Origin of the sequence: Agrobacterium vacciniicorymbosi, from assembly GCF_040427045.1 — a bacterium.
In the GTDB taxonomy this organism is placed as follows: domain Bacteria; phylum Pseudomonadota; class Alphaproteobacteria; order Rhizobiales; family Rhizobiaceae; genus Agrobacterium.
In genome coordinates, this window is record NZ_JBETMF010000004.1 from 239702 (window position 1) to 257672 (window position 17971).

Annotated in this window: 22 protein-coding genes and 1 tRNA gene; 21 read left to right on the forward strand and 2 right to left on the reverse strand. The window is 55.3% G+C overall.

Features of this window, described 5'->3' with window-relative positions:
- Window positions 1-6 precede the first annotated feature (6 nt).
- The 6 genes from flgK to fliQ all read left to right on the forward strand — a co-directional run bounded on the left by flgK (window position 7) and on the right by fliQ (window position 4268).
- Window positions 7-1449 carry a flagellar hook-associated protein FlgK gene (gene flgK, locus ABUK73_RS08735; protein ID WP_353576931.1) on the forward strand — a complete coding sequence of 481 codons (1443 nt, stop codon included), beginning with the start codon at window positions 7-9 and terminating at the stop codon, window positions 1447-1449.
- A gap of 1 nt (window position 1450) precedes the next feature.
- Window positions 1451-2464, forward strand: coding sequence for a flagellar hook-associated family protein (locus tag ABUK73_RS08740; protein WP_353576932.1), 1014 nt, complete (start codon window positions 1451-1453; stop codon window positions 2462-2464).
- Between the two features lie 54 nt (window positions 2465-2518).
- Entirely contained in the window at window positions 2519-2866 is a 348-nt protein-coding gene (gene flaF / locus ABUK73_RS08745) for a flagellar biosynthesis regulator FlaF (protein ID WP_113089721.1), read from the forward strand.
- A complete protein-coding gene (gene flbT, locus ABUK73_RS08750) occupies window positions 2863-3309 on the forward strand; it encodes a flagellar biosynthesis repressor FlbT (RefSeq protein ID WP_062586496.1) in 447 nt (148 codons plus the stop codon). Before flaF ends, flbT begins: the two co-directional genes overlap by 4 nt.
- Complete coding sequence (flgD, locus tag ABUK73_RS08755) at window positions 3303-3728, forward strand: flagellar hook assembly protein FlgD (protein ID WP_353576933.1); 426 nt, start codon at window positions 3303-3305, stop codon at window positions 3726-3728. The genes flbT and flgD overlap by 7 nt, the downstream gene beginning before the upstream one ends.
- 273 nt (window positions 3729-4001) lie before the next feature.
- Window positions 4002-4268 (forward strand): flagellar biosynthesis protein FliQ, encoded by a 267-nt coding sequence (gene fliQ, locus ABUK73_RS08760; RefSeq protein WP_113089723.1) that lies wholly within the window; start codon window positions 4002-4004, stop codon window positions 4266-4268.
- A 142-nt stretch (window positions 4269-4410) separates the two neighbouring features.
- Here fliQ and ABUK73_RS08765 read toward each other — a convergent pair.
- Window positions 4411-4485: transfer RNA gene (locus ABUK73_RS08765), tRNA-Thr, on the reverse strand.
- Window positions 4486-4638: 153 nt separating this feature from the next.
- Here ABUK73_RS08765 and ABUK73_RS08770 point away from each other — a divergent pair.
- The 9 genes from ABUK73_RS08770 to yacG all read left to right on the forward strand — a co-directional run bounded on the left by ABUK73_RS08770 (window position 4639) and on the right by yacG (window position 10552).
- On the forward strand, window positions 4639-4863 hold the full coding sequence (locus tag ABUK73_RS08770) for a hypothetical protein (protein WP_113089733.1): 225 nt from the start codon (window positions 4639-4641) through the stop codon (window positions 4861-4863).
- A gap of 179 nt (window positions 4864-5042) precedes the next feature.
- A complete protein-coding gene (gene murA, locus ABUK73_RS08775; protein WP_353576934.1) occupies window positions 5043-6335 on the forward strand; it encodes a UDP-N-acetylglucosamine 1-carboxyvinyltransferase in 1293 nt (430 codons plus the stop codon).
- 167 nt (window positions 6336-6502) lie between these two features.
- Window positions 6503-6940, forward strand: a complete 438-nt coding sequence (locus ABUK73_RS08780; RefSeq protein ID WP_353576935.1) for a DUF2948 family protein — start codon at window positions 6503-6505, stop codon at window positions 6938-6940.
- Between the two features lie 143 nt (window positions 6941-7083).
- Entirely contained in the window at window positions 7084-8382 is a 1299-nt protein-coding gene (gene hisD / locus ABUK73_RS08785; protein ID WP_353576936.1) for a histidinol dehydrogenase, read from the forward strand.
- A 3-nt stretch (window positions 8383-8385) separates the two neighbouring features.
- Window positions 8386-8859, forward strand: a complete 474-nt coding sequence (locus ABUK73_RS08790; RefSeq protein ID WP_353576937.1) for a UPF0262 family protein — start codon at window positions 8386-8388, stop codon at window positions 8857-8859.
- Window positions 8860-8861: 2 nt separating this feature from the next.
- Window positions 8862-9341, forward strand: coding sequence for an arsenate-mycothiol transferase ArsC (locus ABUK73_RS08795; RefSeq protein ID WP_353576938.1), 480 nt, complete (start codon window positions 8862-8864; stop codon window positions 9339-9341).
- 105 nt (window positions 9342-9446) lie between these two features.
- On the forward strand, window positions 9447-9665 hold the full coding sequence (infA, locus tag ABUK73_RS08800) for a translation initiation factor IF-1 (RefSeq protein ID WP_027673809.1): 219 nt from the start codon (window positions 9447-9449) through the stop codon (window positions 9663-9665).
- Window positions 9666-9695: 30 nt separating this feature from the next.
- Window positions 9696-10319: a Maf-like protein gene (locus ABUK73_RS08805; RefSeq protein ID WP_353576939.1), complete on the forward strand. Its 624-nt coding sequence runs from the start codon at window positions 9696-9698 to the stop codon at window positions 10317-10319.
- 5 nt (window positions 10320-10324) lie between these two features.
- Entirely contained in the window at window positions 10325-10552 is a 228-nt protein-coding gene (gene yacG / locus ABUK73_RS08810) for a DNA gyrase inhibitor YacG (RefSeq protein WP_113089739.1), read from the forward strand.
- A gap of 84 nt (window positions 10553-10636) precedes the next feature.
- Here the strand turns inward: yacG and ABUK73_RS08815 are convergent, their stop codons facing one another.
- Window positions 10637-12820, reverse strand: coding sequence for a DUF1217 domain-containing protein (locus ABUK73_RS08815; RefSeq protein ID WP_353576940.1), 2184 nt, complete (start codon window positions 12818-12820; stop codon window positions 10637-10639).
- Between the two features lie 284 nt (window positions 12821-13104).
- Between ABUK73_RS08815 and flhA the strand changes: the two genes are divergently transcribed.
- The 6 genes from flhA to ABUK73_RS08845 are packed head-to-tail and all read left to right on the forward strand — an operon-like array spanning window position 13105 to window position 17869.
- The gene (gene flhA, locus ABUK73_RS08820) at window positions 13105-15195 is read left to right on the forward strand and encodes a flagellar biosynthesis protein FlhA (RefSeq protein ID WP_113089741.1); all 2091 of its coding nucleotides are present in this window, start codon (window positions 13105-13107) and stop codon (window positions 15193-15195) included.
- Window positions 15192-15944, forward strand: a complete 753-nt coding sequence (gene fliR / locus ABUK73_RS08825; RefSeq protein WP_353576941.1) for a flagellar biosynthetic protein FliR — start codon at window positions 15192-15194, stop codon at window positions 15942-15944. The genes flhA and fliR overlap by 4 nt, the downstream gene beginning before the upstream one ends.
- Window positions 15945-15952: 8 nt before the next feature.
- A complete protein-coding gene (locus ABUK73_RS08830; protein WP_353576942.1) occupies window positions 15953-16360 on the forward strand; it encodes a hypothetical protein in 408 nt (135 codons plus the stop codon).
- Between the two features lie 40 nt (window positions 16361-16400).
- Entirely contained in the window at window positions 16401-16955 is a 555-nt protein-coding gene (locus tag ABUK73_RS08835) for a rod-binding protein (RefSeq protein ID WP_353576943.1), read from the forward strand.
- An 18-nt stretch (window positions 16956-16973) separates the two neighbouring features.
- The gene (locus tag ABUK73_RS08840) at window positions 16974-17339 is read left to right on the forward strand and encodes a hypothetical protein (protein WP_113089745.1); all 366 of its coding nucleotides are present in this window, start codon (window positions 16974-16976) and stop codon (window positions 17337-17339) included.
- Window positions 17336-17869, forward strand: coding sequence for a hypothetical protein (locus ABUK73_RS08845; RefSeq protein WP_353576944.1), 534 nt, complete (start codon window positions 17336-17338; stop codon window positions 17867-17869). Before ABUK73_RS08840 ends, ABUK73_RS08845 begins: the two co-directional genes overlap by 4 nt.
- Window positions 17870-17971 lie beyond the last annotated feature (102 nt).

The following is a 17971-nucleotide window of genomic DNA, read 5'->3' on the forward strand; positions in this document are numbered from 1 at the left end:
GGGTGAATGTCGCTTGCTTCGGCGCTTAATACGACAAAAGCAACTCTGAGCAATAATGCTGTTCAGAGTGGCGTCGTTTCGAACAATATATCGAATGCCAGCTCTGCGGATTACAATCGCCGGACTGCGATCACCACCACGAATGCGTCCACCGGTGCGACCATTGTGAAGATTGAGCGGACAGAAGATGCCGCGCTTTTGAAGCAGACTCTGGCCGCCACGTCTGACGATGCTGGCAAACAGACGTTCCTCGACGGCATGAATTCTCTCAGCGTCGTTTTGGGCGGTGAGGAATATACGGCAGCACCTGCCACCTATCTCTCCACTTTGCAAAATGCTTTGCAGACCTATGCGGCTTCACCAAGCGACGTAACGCTTGCCTCAGCTGTCGTCAGTGCGTCGGCCGATGTTGCCAATGCGCTGAACACATCGACACAATCCGTTCAGGCACTGAGAGCAGATGCTGATACGGAAATTGCGACCACTGTTTCCAAGCTCAACCAGCTTCTGTCGGATTTTGAGACGGCAAACAACGCCGTCAAGCTGGCAACATCCTCAGGTGGCGACCCAAACAATGCGCTCGACCAGCGCGAAGGGCTTCTCAAGCAGATTTCAGAGATCGTCGGCGTATCGACCTCTGTCAGGTCGAACAACGACATGGTGCTCTACACCAGCGACGGTACGACACTGTTCGAAACCAATGCTAGAACGGTGTCGTTCGACTCAATGTCTGCCTATGATGCGACTGCAACAGGCGGCAGCATTTACATCGATGGTGTCGCTGTAAAGTCAGGCGAGGGTAGCAACACCAACGCGAAGGGCAGCCTGCCAGCACTTTTGCAGCTGCGCGACCAAGTCTACCCCAACTATCAGTCGCAACTAGATGAAATCGCCCGTGGCTTGATGGGTGCATTTGCCGAGACGGATACTGGCGGCAATGCAATCGCCGGACTGTTCACGACGTCAGATGGTTCTGAAGTCGATTTTGAGACGCCGGAACTCGTTTCAGGTCTGGCAGGCTTGATCACGGTATCGGCTGACGCCAAGGCATCTCCGGTGAAGCTTCGTGATGGCAGCATTGCGGGTGACTCGCCGAATACAGATGGTTCGACCGGCTATTCCGATCTTCTCTATAAATATGCGGCAGCTCTTAACACGCAGATGGAATTCGATCCCAATGCTGGGATTTCCACCAATGTGACATTGCTGAGCTTTGCCACGGACTCCGCCGGTTGGGCCGAAGAGTATCGCAGCAATGCGACGACGGCTGCGGAAAGCACATCTGCCATGCTGACCAAGGCGAAGGAAAGCTATTCCAATTCGACCGGCGTCAACCTGGACGAAGAACTGATCCAGATGCTGGATATCGAGCAATCCTACAAAGCAGCAGCGAAACTGATGTCGACCATCGACGAGCTGTTGAAGACGCTGATGGAGGCCGCGAACTGATATGAAGACCACAGCTATTTCATCTCTTTCCATCAGCACGGCCATGCAGTTGACCGTTTCGAATGCGCAGACGGAAATCACCAAGCTTCAGAAAGAAGCTGTGACGGGCACCTATTCCGACGTTGGTCTGGAGCTTGGCACGCGGACATCCACGAGCATGGATTACACGCGCGAAAGCGGTCGCCTGCAGTCGATTATCGACGCAAACGCCGTCGCCGAGCAGCGCATGGATGCGTCACAGCTTGCCATGGAAAACATGTCGTCTTCCGCGCAGACGCTTCTGAACTCTGTGATCGCGCTCAGCGGCAACACCGATACCAGCAGCCTTGCCGTCGCGCAGACGACAGCCAAGTCCACGCTGGAAAATTTCGTCAGCTACGCGAACACCTCGGTAAACGGCGAATTCCTCTTTTCCGGTATCAACACGGATGTTCAGACATTGGGTGACGACTTCATTACTCAAGTGACCGACGACTTCAACGAGGCTTTCACGGCTGCGTTTCCAGACCCTTCTTCCGCCACTGCGGAAGACATGAAAACGTTCCTGTCCGATTATCAGGACAGCTTTGACTGGTCGCAGTGGACGGGTGCCTCTGAGACAACCATGAGCAGCCGCATTAGTACTTCGGAAACCGTATCTACATCCACGACTGCCAATTCGGATGGTTTCAAAAGCCTTGTCATGGCGAGTGTGATATCGTCGCAGATGGTAAACTCTGGATTGAGTTCGAGTGCCCTAGCCGTCGTCAATGACACGACCACCAGCCTTGCGGGATCTGCGATCTCCGGCATCGATACCGAGCGTGCGAAAATTGGCCTGTCCCAGGAACGCGTGGAAAAGGCGAATACCTATATGAGTTCTCAAAAGACGATCATCGACACACAGCTGACCAATCTGATTGGCGTCGATACCTATGAGGCCTCCACACGTCTGACCACGCTGCTCAACCAGGTCGAGACGTCCTACAGCATCACATCCAAGATACAGGGCCTGAGCCTGGTTAACTATCTCTAGGGAATACAGAAACGCCTATGACGGGTGGCAGTTAAGACCATGAAGGAAAGATGAATGTTCCAGTTTTCATATGCGGAGATAATGGAGGATGACCCCAATATCGCCCGCGATAGGGAAAGACAGGTTCTACAGAGATCGATTGAACTTCTCGCAGTGGCCAAGGACAACGACAGCTACGGCAAGGACGGCATCGAGGCAATTTTTTACACACGACGCGTTTGGACCAGACTCATTGACGATCTCAAGCAGCCCGAAAACGAGTTGCCTGTTGAACTAAAAGCCAACCTGATATCCATCGCTATCTGGATTCTTAGAGAGTGCGAGCAGATACGCAAACGTAAATCGAAGAATTATCAGGGCATTATCGACGTTACAACCATCATCAAGGATGGATTAAAATGAAAAGTACGCTGCGGATCTCTTTGAAGTCTGGAGAAAAAATCTTCATCAATGGCGCTGTGTTGCGCGTTGACAGGAAAGTATCTCTGGAATTTCTCAATGATGTGACATTCCTTCTTGAAAACCATGTGCTTCAGCTCGAAGACACGACCACACCTTTGAGACAGCTGTATTTCATCGTCCAGATGATGCTGATCAACCCGGAAGGCAAGGAGCAGTCGCTTTCCCTGTTCCGCAAGTCGATCACCATGCTGCTGACCACGTTCAAGAACGAGGAAATTCGTTCCGAGCTGAAGCGGATCGACGCAACGGTATCGTCCGGCCGCCCATTTGATGCGCTGAAGACCATTCGCGGTCTCTATGCAAAGGAAGAGGCTATTCTCAACAGTCATGAAATCACCCCTGCGGTGGTGAACGAACTGAGACGGGAAATCGCACCATGGTAGACGCAGTTACAGGTACCACATCCACCGCAGGGACTACCTCCACGACTTCGACGTCCAAGACCGATGCGAACAAGGCCTCGCTGGATTACGATAACTTCCTGCAGCTTTTGATCGCGCAGATGAAGAACCAGGATCCGACCGATCCTATGGATGCCAGTGAACAGGTCGCGCAGTTGGCAACCTTCTCGCAGGTCGAACAGACGATCAAGACGAACACCAATCTTGAAAGCCTGATCTCGGCCTCCTCGCTCTCCAATGCGTCATCCTACATCGGTAAGACGATTACGAGTGCAGACGGAAAGACGTCCGGCGTCATTACCTCCGTGGAAGTAACGTCTGAAGGCTTGACTGCAACCACCGCAGCAGGCGCGTCGATTGCCATCGGTCAGGGCATCAAAATCTCGCAGACCGCTGCATAAAGCCTGTTTGAAAACGTCGGACGGGTCGATCCAGCGGATGATTTTTGCACCTGACGGCGTCGAAAATCTTGCCGATATCACATGATATCGCCTAGGATTTTCTTCTTGTCAGCCACAAAAATCATCCGCCGGCTCTCCGCACCGAGTTTCCAAACAGACTCTTAACGGTCGATCTCGAATCATATACCGTTCTTTGCAGACGGAAACGGCGTCACTGACTATTTGACTTCCTCAACTCGGCTTCGTGACGCCGGTTAGATCGAGCGGACTGAGATGAACGAGGCCGACGCTCTCGACATTATGCGAAGTGCCATCTGGACCGTGCTGATTTCAGCGGGTCCAGCGGTGTCTGCTGCCATGGCAGTCGGCATCATCATTGGCCTCATTCAGGCGCTCACGCAGGTTCAGGAAGCAACCCTGACATTCGTGCCCAAGATCATCGCCGTCATGGTCGCAGTCGGCCTGTCCGCACCTTTCGTCGGCTCCCAGATTGGGATGTTCACGAATATGGTATTTTCCCGCGTCCAATCCGGATTTTAAAGCAGGAATGATGTGAAGCGACGAGTGACTCGCTGATTTTGCTTGCGCGATTCTCAACGAAAGTATGGATGAACTTCGTGCATACGACGCGTCGGTGCACCCAAAAGGCGCTATATAGTCTGTATTTTGGGGCTTTTACGAATGGTGCTGCGAAAGAGGATTGAACTCTCGACCTCTCCCTTACCAAGGGAGTGCTCTACCACTGAGCTACCGCAGCATCCGGTGCCGAAGCATCTGCTCGACATCAAGTGGGCGCCTATTGCCATAGGTTTTTGATGAGCGCAAGCCGCAAATTCAGACTTCGTCATTACACGGTGCAAAAATCGGCGGGGGCTGTTGAAAAGGCCGAAATTCGGCTATTGCTGCGCGCATGGACGATCATCACGATAATTTAGCGGATAAGGCAGCCTCTGCTTCCGGCCAGAGCGGCCCGGGCGACAGGGCCAAACGGCAGGAGGCCGAGCGTAAGGCGCGGGCGGCCAAAAAGCTGCGCGAGAACCTTGCCCGGCGCAAGCAGCAGGCCCGTGCGCGACGTGCCGGTGAGGCTGACGAAACAATCGGTTTGCCTGCCGCAAAAACGGACGAATCGTGCTGACAAGAAACATTCAGCGGAAAATTGAAATAGCGCGGCGTTTCATCTACTGCATAATTTAACGGATTATGCGGCAAGATTGTTTTTTCGGCGATTTTGACGGTCACCACCGACCGTAAAAGCCGAACAGGCAGTGCTTCGCACGGCATCAGGAAAGGCGGGCGCAAAGCCCGTAGGGACGTATGGATCGCATCAGAATAACCGGCGGTAACGAACTCAACGGTATCATTCCCATTTCGGGCGCAAAGAACGCGGCTTTGCCGTTGATGATCGCGTCGCTGCTGACCAGCGATACGCTGACACTGGAAAACGTGCCGCATCTGGCAGACGTCGAGCAGCTGATCCGTATCCTTGGCAACCACGGCGTCGATATCTCCGTCAATGGTCGCCGCGAAAGCCAGGGCGAAAGCTATTCGCGCACCGTGCATTTTACCTGCCGCACCATCGTCGATACCACCGCACCTTACGAACTGGTCTCCAAGATGCGCGCAAGCTTCTGGGTCATCGGTCCGCTTCTGGCCCGTAACGGCCAGGCTCGCGTTTCGCTGCCGGGCGGTTGCGCCATCGGCACGCGCCCGGTCGATCTCTTCATCGAGGGACTGGAAGCGCTTGGCGCCAACATGGAAATCGACGGCGGTTACATCAATGCGACAGCGCCATCCGGTGGCCTGATCGGCGCGACTTACACCTTCCCGAAAGTCTCGGTCGGTGCGACGCATGTCATGCTGATGGCGGCATCGCTGGCACGTGGCACGACGGTCATTCACAATGCAGCGCGTGAGCCTGAGGTCGTTGACCTTGCCCAATGCCTGACCGCTATGGGCGCCAAGATCGAAGGTGCTGGCACTTCCACCATCACCATCGAAGGCGTAACCTCCCTGTCTGGCGCACGCCATCGCGTTCTGCCTGACCGTATCGAAACCGGCACCTACGCCATGGCCGTGGCCATGACGGGTGGCGATGTGCTGCTGGAAGGCACGAACGCTTCGCTACTGGACAATGCGCTGGAGACGCTGAAGCTTGCCGGTGCCACCATCACCGAAACCGAGACCGGTCTGCGCGTCGTGCGCAATGGCAACGGTATCCATCCCGTGGATGTCGTGACCGAGCCATTCCCCGGCTTCCCGACCGACCTTCAGGCGCAGTTCATGGCGCTGATGACGCGGGCACAGGGTGTGTCGCACATCACCGAAACGATCTTCGAAAACCGTTTCATGCACGTTCAGGAACTGGCGCGTCTTGGAGCCAAGATTTCGCTTTCCGGACAGATGGCTCGTATCGAAGGCGTGTCCCGCCTCAAGGGTGCGCCGGTCATGGCAACGGATCTGCGCGCCTCCGTTTCGCTGGTCATTGCCGGTCTTGTGGCGGAAGGCGAGACCATGGTTTCGCGCGTCTACCACCTCGACCGTGGCTTTGAGCGTCTGGAAGAAAAACTCAACCGTTGCGGTGCGCAGGTCGAGCGCGTCAGCGACTAATACGTATCGCTCATCTAAGAGTCCGTTTGGAAACTCGCGGGATCGACCCGTCCGAAGTTTTCAGGCGGACTCTGAGCTCGCCGGTTGTAGAGCGGGCTTTGACTGCCTATCTCCAAGTCATCGATTGGAATAAGCGGCCTTGTCCGCGAAATGAGGACATAGACACGATGAGCGGCCTTAAATTGATGGCGCTTGACGGAGAAGACCTCTCCGTCATTTCAACCCACATGCAGGATAGCGTCTTCAAGCTGAAAGACGCGTCCTTCGATCACAAGTCCGGTCAGTTCCTGCTGTCTGCCAACCGTTTCGTTTGGGAAAATGGCAGCAAGAAAGGGCAGACGCCGGAGCGATGCCGCAGTGTTTTTGCTTTGAAGCGCGTCGGCAATGCCCGGTCGCATGGCTTTAGCCGCGACAACAAGGAACAGGTTCTGTCCCTGCTTGCCGTTCGCTTCACGCAAAACGGCGAAGGCCCGGAGGGAACGGTGGAACTGGTCCTGTCCGGCGGCGGTGCCATTGCGCTTGATGTCGAATGTATCGAAGCGCAACTGACCGATGTCAGCGGCGGCTGGGAAACGGCATCCAAACCGCACCACCCGGAAGACTGATCTTATAAAGACGGACGGGCGGACAGGGAATTGCCTTGCCCGCCTGTTTTAATTTATGCCACATACCCTTATAGCGCACGCCAAAACGTGTAGGCATAGCATTTCGCTCCGTCCGCGGACGGGGCCTCAAGAGGGTAAGTGACGTGGCAATCTGGCTGGAGCAGGGGTCTGCTGATTTTGAACAGGCGTTTGCAGCATTCCTGACGACAAAGAGAGAAGTATCCGAAGACGTCAATATCGTCGTGCGCGACATCATCGATGATGTCCGCAAACGTGGCGATGAGGCGCTGGCTCATTATTCTCTGAAGTTCGACAAGCTGGATTTTTCCAAAACCTCCATGCGCGTGACCGCGGAAGAAATCGATGCGGCGATTGAGCAGGTCGATGCCGCAGTTCTGGATGCGCTGAAGCTCGCAGCCAAACGCATTGAAAAGCACCACGCCCGGCAGATGCCGAAGGACGACATCTACGAAGACGATATCGGCGTCGGTCTCGGCTCCCGCTGGACGGCCATCGAGGCGGTTGGTCTTTATGTTCCGGGCGGCACCGCAAGCTATCCGAGCTCGGTGCTGATGAATGCTGTTCCGGCCAAGGTTGCGGGTGTCGAACGTATCGTCATGGTCGTTCCGGCCAATGGTGGCACCATCAACCCGGCGGTGCTTGCGGCGGCGCGGATTGCGGGCGTCGAAGAAATCTACCGCATCGGCGGTGCGCAGGCCGTGGCGGCACTGGCCTATGGCACGCAGACCATTGCGCCTGTTGCCAAGATCGTCGGCCCGGGCAATGCGTTTGTGGCGGCGGCAAAGAGGCATGTTTTCGGCACGGTCGGCATTGACATGATTGCCGGGCCATCGGAAGTGCTCGTCATTGCCGACAAGAACAACAATCCCGAATGGCTGGCGGCAGACCTTCTGGCGCAGGCCGAGCATGACGAGGGTGCCCAATCCATCCTGATCACCGATGATGCCGAACTTGGCAAAGCGGTGGAGCAGGCCGTGGAGCGACAGCTGAAGCTGCTATCCCGCTCACAGACGGCAACAGCGAGTTGGCGTGATTTCGGCGCGATCATCCTGGTTGATGATCTCGCAGCATCCATCCCGCTTGCCAATCGCATCGCAGCCGAACATCTGGAACTGGCCGTTGATGATCCCGATGCGCTGATGGCAGGCGTGCGCAATGCGGGTGCGATCTTCGTCGGTCGCCATACGCCTGAGGTGATCGGTGATTATGTCGGCGGCTCCAATCACGTTCTGCCGACGGCGCGTTCGGCCCGTTTCTCGTCGGGTCTTTCCGTTCTGGATTTCGTCAAGCGCACATCGATCCTGCGGCTCGGGCCGGAGCAATTGCGCCAGCTGGCACCGGCTGCGATCACGCTTGCCCATTCCGAAGGGCTGGACGCGCATGCGCGTTCCGTCGCCATTCGTCTCAATCTGGAAGGGTGAGGGATGGGGGCAGACGTTTTCAGGCTTTGCGATGTGGTTCTGGACGAGAGCATCGGCCGGTCCACGCCTGACGTGGAGCATGAACGCGCCGTTGCCATTTTCGACCTTATCGAAGAAAACAGTTTTGAGCCGGTTGGCCATGCCGGTGGGCCTTACAAGCTCAATATCTCGCTGGTCGAGACCAAGCTGGTCTTCACGATCAAGACCGAGGGCGACGAGGCTGTAGCAACCCACATCCTGTCGCTGACGCCGTTTCGCCGCATCATCAAGGACTACTTCCTGATCTGCGAAAGCTATTACGAGGCGATCCGCTCTTCCACGCCAAGCCAGATCGAAGCCATCGACATGGGCCGGCGCGGCATCCACAATGATGGTTCGCAAACGCTGATGGACCGGCTGTCCGGCAAGATAAAGGTGGATTTCGATACGGCTCGGCGGCTGTTTACCCTTGTCTGTGTGCTGTATTGGCGGGGTTAGACATGCAGGACCCGGCGGCTGTCGACTTGAAAGAAAAGGCACCGCGCGCCATATTGTTCATGTGTGGCATGAATTCCATCCGCTCACCCATGGCGGAAGTCATTGCCAAACAACTCGTCGCTCCCGGTATCTATATTCAGTCGGCAGGTGTGCGTGCAGGCGAGCGTGATCCCTTCGTGGATGCGGTGCTGGATGAAGCTGGACTGACGCTTGGAAAGCACAAGCCAAGAACGCTGGAAGAGATAGAAGACGACTTCTTCGATCTCATCATCACGCTCACACCCGAGGCGCATCACGCGGCACTTGAACTGACACGGTCCAATGCGCTCGATGTCGTCTACTGGCCAACGATGGATCCAACGGTGGCGACGGGCACGAGAGAGCATATTCTCGAAGCCTATCGTGAGGTGCGTGAACACCTGACGAAGCTGATTTCGGAACGCCTGCCGCAACGCGCAAGGCCGTTTTCCGAGACACTTTAAAACGATTGACAATTTAGGTTCACAAATGTGCGGCGATTGTGTAGTTTCCGCGCAATTTTCCCGGACTGTTCAGTCCGGCATTATCAACAGGAAGAAAAACCCTATATGACAAAAGAAGAAGTCCTTGAGTTTCCGGGCGTCGTTACCGAACTTTTGCCGAACGCGACTTTCCGCGTGAAGCTGGAAAACGAACACGAAATCATCGCACACACTGCCGGCCGCATGCGTAAGAACCGTATCCGCGTTCTGGCGGGCGACAAGGTGCTTGTCGAAATGACGCCTTACGACCTGACCAAGGGTCGCATCACCTATCGTTTCAAGTAATCGCCCGGCAGATCGGACGACTGGCAGAGCATGACAGACGCAAAACAAAAGCTGATTCTGGCTTCCGGGTCGCCACGCCGTCTTGAACTGTTGAATCAGGTTGGCATCGAGCCCGCACGGCTTATGCCGATGGATATCGACGAGACGCCAACCCGGCTGGAGCATCCGCGCACGCTGTGCCGCCGCCTGTCTTTGCAGAAGGCAGAGGCGGCCCATAAGGCTGTGAAGGGCGAGCTTGCCTGGAAGGGAGCCTATGTTCTCGGTTCCGATACGGTCGTGGCCGTTGGCCGCCGTATCGTCGGCAAGGCGGAATATATCGAAGAAGCGTCCGCCGCATTGCACCTGCTCTCGGGCCGCAGCCACTGGGTCTATACGGGCATCTGCCTTGTTACACCCGGTGGAAAAGTGCGCCAGAAGGTCGTTGAAACCAAAGTTCGCTTCAAGCGTCTTTCGGAACACGAAATCGACAGCTACATCGCGTCCGGACAATGGCGCGGAAAAGCAGGTGCTTATGGCATTCAGGGCATTGCCGGTTGCTTCGTACAGAAGCTGACCGGTTCCTATACGAATGTCGTCGGCTTGCCGCTTTATGAAACGGTGTCACTTCTGGCCGGCGAAGGGTTTGAGGTGGCGTCCGCCTGGCAGGAAGGTTGATCCCAATGACAGATGCATCGAACAAATCCAGTGTCACTCCCTTGCGCAAGACCCAGCCTTGTCCAGAGTGCAAAAGACCATCCACGCGCGAAGACTATCCTTTCTGCTCGGATCGTTGCCGCTCTGCGGATCTCTCGCGTTGGCTGAAAGGCTCTTACGCCATCCCCGTTGCCGAGGATGAGAGCAATGCCGAAGAGGGTGACACAAGACGCCCCGGTGATGGCGATTACTGAACAGCGCTGAAATAATTCCAAACAAAAGGCCCGCAAATCGCTTCGATTTCGGGCCTTTTTCTATTGGCAGTTTGTCCGAACGCCTTATCCAGCCTTCAATTGCGCGACCGCCAGAAGCGTGTCGGCGCTGATGGAGGTCGAACCGCCGCTCAGGATCGACAAGCTTGAGGAGCTTGTGCTGTTTTGCGTATCGTACAGTGCCGTAAAACGCTTGATGAGCTTGCTGACGTAATCGGTGTCCTGGAGCTGTGTGACGTCGATGTATTTCGTTACCATCTCCGCCTGTTTTTCCACATCCATATTGGCGATGGAATCAGGCATGCTGTAGGCGGTCTTGAAGAACTTGAATATGGCGTCATCGCTCAAGATGCCGTAGGCGCTCGAGATGGTCGGGGCGACACGTTCGAAATACAAAGCAAGGCGGACGCCTTCGCTGGTATCGCCCTGCTGCTCTTCCAGGGTCTGGCGTACATACTGGTTGGTGGTTTCCAGAATGGAACCACGCTGCTGGCCACCCTGCACGGCATCTGCGGTCAGACTACCCTTGGCATCGAAGTTGAAAGACGCGACGATCTCGGTAAACCTGTTGTCCTCAAGCGTATTTACATAGCTCTTGGGGTCCGTAAGGTCGGACTCGAACATTTTCTTGAGGTCGCTGGAGGTGACGCTTTTCGGATCGATGCCATTGGCTTCGAGAATGTAATTGGTGACGCGACTATCAGACAGCAAATCCTTCACCGAAGTGACGGTCTTCATCTGCTCCTGATAATATGCCGTTTCCTTGTCAGCCTTCTCAACGGCGTCTTTCTTTTCCTTGCCGCTCAAGCCTCTGACTTTATTCTTCTCATATTCAGATGCGTATTTGTCGGACACGCTTTCCGACTGGGCCAGGAGCGGCGCCTCCACCTTCCCGTCAGTGGTAAAGTTGAAGGCCTTGTTGAGCTCTACGAAACGGTCATCCTTAAGCGAATTGACGTAGCTTTTCTTGTCGTTCGTATCGCTCGAAAGAATGCGTTTCAGTTCCGACTGGCTGATCTCATCCGGATCGATACCGAAAGCTCTTAGCGCAACGTCCCAGATTTCGGTGACGCTGTCATTCTTCTTGTCCTTGTCTTTTTTATTGGAGACGAGGAAATCATCCAGGCTTTCGACCCCGGCGATCCGTGTCTGGTAGTTGGTGACGGCCTCATCGACGGATGTCGCCTGGTTTTTCTGAAAGGCCTTCTCATAGAGCTTGGCCATATCTGTTGTCTGAGTGGCTGTCTGGGGCGTGTTGCCGTCCGCCAGCGTGCCATCATTCTCGAAATTGAAATAGTCCAGAAGCGCTGTGTTGCCGTAAGTCGTCGCAAATGTCTCGTTGGACATGAGGCTGGCAACGCTGCTGGCCATGATGCCCGTGCTCAGGCCGAATGCGGTTTTGACGTAATCCAGCATTCTCTTGTCGGCCACGACTTCCGTGGCGGTCGTGGCCTTGGCAACGTTCTTTTCGAAATAGCGATCATTGGCATCGGCCAACAGGTCGGACGGAAAGGTGGATTTGTTGAAGATATAGTCGAGCTTCAGATCTTCGGTCTGATCGGCGCTCTGCACCGAGCCGTCGATGGTGCCATCGGCCTTGAAATTGAACGCTTCCGTCAGCTGCTTCCAGGCAGGGTTTTTCGCCTTGTTGGCAACACTGTCCGGGTCATCGAGATCGCTCGTCAGAACCTGCTTGAGGTAGCTCTTGGACGTATAGGTGGAATCGAGGCCGACCGCATCGAGCATATAGGTGCGAAGGCGGTCATTGTTGATGAGACTGTCAACACTGGTGACTTTGCCGATCTGCGCTGCGAAATAGGTGGATTCGTCCTTCAGTGATTTTTCTTCGGCGGTAAAGGACGCCTTGTAGGCATCGGTAAGCGTGCTCGCCTGCACAGAATTCTGTGCAGTTTTAGCGTCTCCGGCAAAGTTGAAGGCTTCGGCGAATTGCAGGTAGCGCTTGTCGGTCAGCGAATTGGCGAAACTCGAGCTATCCGTCAGGTCGCTTTCCAGCACCTTGCGCATGAAGGCTTTACCATAGGTCATGCCCTCAAGGCCGTAAGCCTTCATCGCATAGGAATAGAGGCGGTAGTCGCCGAGAAACTCATCGACGGTCGTGACCTGTCCGATCTTTTCCTTGTAATACTCCGTATCTCGCGCAACCGAGGACTGACTCGCCACCTTTGACAGGGAAGAGTTGATGTCGCGGTTGACGCCAAGGAAGCTCGTATAGGTGGAAATCGTCGCCATAAGGTAGCCTTGCAGAGTTTGACCTTGGTCATGGCCAGCATGCACGCCATCATCGCGCGAATAACCTCGCTAACATATTACAAAAATAGTCTGAACCAAAGCCTAAATATTACGGGGCAACAGCTGGCCGCCGCAATAACGAAGGTCGTCAATTCTTCCACTCTCGCGCAAGCTTGATCCAATAAAGCTCGGGCGTCGATCTCCGTCTTGGTGGTCGGCAAGGCTTTTTCATGATGGGAAAGTCGGGACGCTTCTACAGTTTCTCATGAAGAGATGGAGTTAGAATGGCTACGCCTCCGAGCATCTTGCCCCTTCCCAAAGTCGCGGCGCGTGGTCGCGATATCGGGTTTGCAGTGGGCATCGTGTGCATTCTCTGCATTCTCTTCCTGCCCATCCCGGTTTTCTTGATCGACATGGGCCTGGCATTTTCGATTGCGTTTTCCGTCCTTATTCTGATGGTATCGCTTTGGATTCAGCGCCCGCTGGATTTCTCATCCTTCCCGACTATCCTCCTGATTTCAACGATGATTCGTCTGGCATTGAACATTGCCACGACACGCGTCATCCTTTCGCACGGTAACCAGGGTCACGATGCGGCGGGTGGCGTGATCGCAGGCTTCTCAAGCCTCGTGATGTCGGGCGATTTTGTCATCGGTTTGATCGTCTTCCTCATCCTGATCGTGGTGAACTTCATCGTCATCACCAAGGGCGCGACGCGCATCGCGGAAGTCGGCGCCCGCTTCACCCTTGATGCTATTCCCGGCAAACAGATGTCGATTGATGCCGACCTCTCGGCTGGTATCATCAATGAAAAAGAAGCCCAGTTGAGGCGTCGTGAGCTGGAAGAAGAAAGCGCCTTTTACGGTGCCATGGACGGTGCGTCCAAGTTCGTGCGCGGTGATGCCGTTGCCGGCCTATTGATCACCGCCATCAACATTTGCGGCGGTATCATCATCGGCGTTTTCCGTCACGGTATGCCGATTGGCGAAGCCGCGGACGTTTTCGTGAAACTGTCCGTCGGTGACGGTATCGTTTCTCAGGTGCCAGCGCTGATCGTCTCGCTGGCCGCAGGTCTGATCATTACCCGTGGTGGCGCGCAGGGTTCCACCGATAAGGCGGTCATTAACCAGCTCAGCGGATATCCCAAAGCGCTGGGTGTTGCGGCGGGACTCATGTTCGTTCTTGCGCTCATTCCAGGCTTACCCTTTCTCCCGTTTGTGTTTTTGGGTGGAATGCTCGCTTCTGGCGCATGGTTCATTCCACGCCAGCTCGCACGGGATCAGGCTGCGGAGCGTGTTGCCGAAGAACAGCAGACCACCAAAGCCAACGATGCCGAAAAGGATACCGTCAAGAACTCGCTGCGCACGACGGAAATCGAACTTGCCCTTGGCAAGCAGGTTTCTCCAAGGCTCTTGGGCGCGCATCAGGAACTCGGCTTCCGTGTTGGCAAAATGCGCAAGAAGTTCGCGTCGCAATACGGCTTCGTCGTACCCGAGATCAAGGTCACGGACGACATCGCCATTCCCGACAAATCCTACCAGATCCGAATTCACGGCACGACGGTTGCGGCCAGCACGCTCCGCGTCGGCGAAGTTCTCGTCATCACCGGCAAGGGCCGCAGACCGTCGGTTCCGGGCGACGATGTTCGCGAACCAGCTTTCGGCATGCCAGCCGTGTCGGTTCTGGAAAACTTCGTGGACGACCTCAGACGCGAAGGCTTCCACCCGATCGATAACATCTCGGCGCTGCTGACCCATGTCAGCGAAGTCATCCGCAACAATCTGCCGATGCTGCTGTCCTATAAGGACGTCAAGGTTCTCATCGAGCGTCTGGACCCGGAATACAAAAAGCTGGCGGATGAGATCTGCTCGTCGCACATGTCCTATTCCGGCCTGCAGGCCATCTTGAAGCTGTTGTTGGCAGAGCGTGTGTCCATCCGTAACCTGCATCTCATTCTCGAAGCCGTGGCGGAACTTGCCCCGCATCTTCGCAGAACGGAACAGATCGTCGAACACGTCCGCATCCGCATGGCACAGCAGATTTGCGGCGACCTTTCCGACAACGGTGTGTTGCGCGTCTTGAGACTGGGTACGAAATGGGACGTCGTCTTCCAGCAGGCCATCAAGCGCGATCCTAAGGGCGAAGTGATCGAATTCGATATCGATCCGCGTCAGGTGGAAGAGTTCAGCAACGAGGCGAGCAAAGTAATCCGTGAATACATGGATGTCGGACTACCTTTCGTGCTTGTGACTTTGCCCGAAACCCGCTCATATGTGCGGATGATTACGGAACGACTCTTCAGCACGTTGCCGGTGCTTTCTCACGTCGAATTGGCCAAGGGCACAGAAATAAAGATACTCGGCTCGATCTCATGATCCCAGACCCGCAGGGAACGATAATGGCGCTCTTTCTGGCATTTTGCCGGATTGGCGCCTGTTTGATGGTAATGCCAGGCTTCTCCTCGGCACGCCTTCCCATGCAGATTCGGTTGCTGACTGCCTTGGCCCTTTCGATGGCCATTTTGCCGTTATTGTGGGACACGATCTATCCTCTGGCGCAAACGGATACGATCACCTTTCTGAAATACATCTTTTTCGAATCGCTGATCGGCGCCACATTCGGAATGATTGCTCACCTTTACGTGCTGGGCATGCAATTTGCGGCAACCGCCATCGGTATGGCCATCTCCTTCAGTGGTCCGCCAGTTCAGGACGTGCTGGAAGACACATCGGAAAACCAGCTGTCCAGCATGCTGTCCTATGGCGTCCTGCTGCTGTTGTTCATTCTCGATTTCCACCATGTGATCTTTCGCGCCATCGTGGATTCCTACGCATCCATTCCGCTGGGTGGAGCGATGAGCGTGCAGCGCATGCTGATATCGCTGACCGACACTCTTGTCGCGTCGATGAACATCGGGCTTCGCGTGGCCAGTCCCTTCATCCTTTTCGGATTTTTGTTCAACGTCGCGGTCGGCCTTATCAACAAGCTCGCGCCGCAGATCCCGGTCTACTTCATCTCGACACCCTACGCGCTGGGCGGAGGTCTGCTGCTGCTTTATTTCGGCATAGCGGCGCTGGTAAACCAGTTTGCAAACGGGTTCTTCCGCGTTTTTGCGAATATGTGAGGTAGACGATGGACCCGAACAAATCCAAGAAGCTCAGCAGGCTGGTGAAGGTCCAGGGACACATCCAGCAGATGGCCGAGAATGAGCTGGCGATCACGACGCGTGAGCGCAATGAGCTCTCGGAAAAGATCGAGACACTTAGCGGCTATCTCAATTCGCTCGATCCGCTACATCAGCAGATGCTCAAGCATTATGCCGTCAGGCATGACAGGCTGAAGAGCCGTGATGTGCGTCTGGAAGCCATCGAGAAGGCGCAGGAGCAGCAGGTTCTCAAAGAGACGAAGAAGGGCGAACGTCTTGAAGAAAAGCGCGATGCCGCCCGCCAAGACGAACAGCGTGAACGTGAAGACAACAGCATCTACGAGCTGATCGATCTGCACATGGCCCTGAAAGACACCAGCCTCCAGCAAGGTTAGGCAGATATCGTCATCCGATAAAACCGGAAAGGATGACGACGTGGCCATTTCTCCTCCAAGCGATCTTGTGCTTGATGTTGTGAATGCAGCTGACCCGACACAGGTTACGGCAGCACGAGAAAAACTGCGCTCGATCAGCGCATCCCACCAGGCATCGGTGCTGACAGCCAGCAATGCGGGCTTCGAATCGGCGATCAACAGCATCGATACGACGGCCAGCAAGGCCGGGCTTGGGCGTATCCAGCCGCCGAAAGGCGATGAAAAAATTCCCGAAACCTATCGCAAGTTCGAAGCCAGCGTTCTGTCGACCATGCTCCAGAACATGATGCCGAAGGAAAGCGAAGAGATTTACGGCAAGGGTTCTGCCGGCGACTTCTGGAAAAGCATGATGGCCGAGCAGATGGCGGATGCCGTTTCCAAGCGCGGTGGCATCGGCATTGCCGAGCAGGTCTATTCGCAGGCGCTGCAAAAGGCACGCAATGCCGAAGCCCCCACAAAAATGAATGAAGACGACAAGAACCTTGCCCTGAGCATGGTGACGGACTTCCAGCGGCGCACCTTTTCTGTAGCCGATACGAAGAAAACTGAAAGTTAAGCGGAGCGCTGAGAGACAATGGAAATTGTAAACAACGACTACAGAACACAGGCCATTCTCGGTCGTCTCGAAACGGTTATCGACAACGAAAACCAGCGGATCGGCAAAGACCCCGATTTCGATTTCAAGCTTTCGAACGCCCATAAGAGCCGCTGCCTGTATGAGCTCAGCATGTTGCTTCGCGACGTGGATGGCGCGCAGATCGCTACAAATCACAAGCGTCAGATTCTCGATATCAAGGCTAAGCTCGCCATCAACACGCGTCGTGTCGAAGCCAACCTGCATGCCGTCAAGGCTGTGGTCGATCTTCTGAAGAATGCTGCAAAGCGTGCCGAAGATGACGGCACCTATTCGCTGGAACAGTTCGCAAGCGGGGCGCAATGATCAAGCTGCTGGCGACAGGCATCTGGATTCTCGTCGTCACGCTCGGCGGCGTCTATGCCGCCGTGACGTTGGGAAATCACGGTGCAAATCAAGCGGCGGATGCGCCTCCGCCTCCGCATTTCGTTCAAAGTGAAACCGTGACCCTGCCTGTGGTGGCAGATGGCAAGGTCACCGGATATTTCCTCGTGCGCGCCAGCCTGCAAGTGGATGAGGACGCACTGAAAGAAGTGCATGTCCCGGTTCCGGCCTTCCTGACGGACGAGCTTTATACGCTTCTCGTCGGCGACAAGCTGGTCAACGTCAAGGACGCGGATAAATTCGACGTCGCGGCCTTCAAGGCGAAGATCAAGGACGGCCTGAACACCCGCCTTGAGAAGCCGCTGGTGAAAGAGGTTCTGGTCGAGCAGATGGATTTCATTTCCAAGGAAGACATCGAAGCGAAAGACCCCAATCGCAAGCCTCAGAAGATCGTCGTCAATACCGATCCACCGCCGCCAAAACCGGCGGCCGCTGCAAGCTCCGGCCACTGAAGCGAAGACATCTTGAGAATACCAAAACCGCCTGAACTGCATTTATGCCAGTTCAGGCGGTTTTCTTTTGCGTCTGCGTCTGGGAGGAGGGCAGCCCGATAG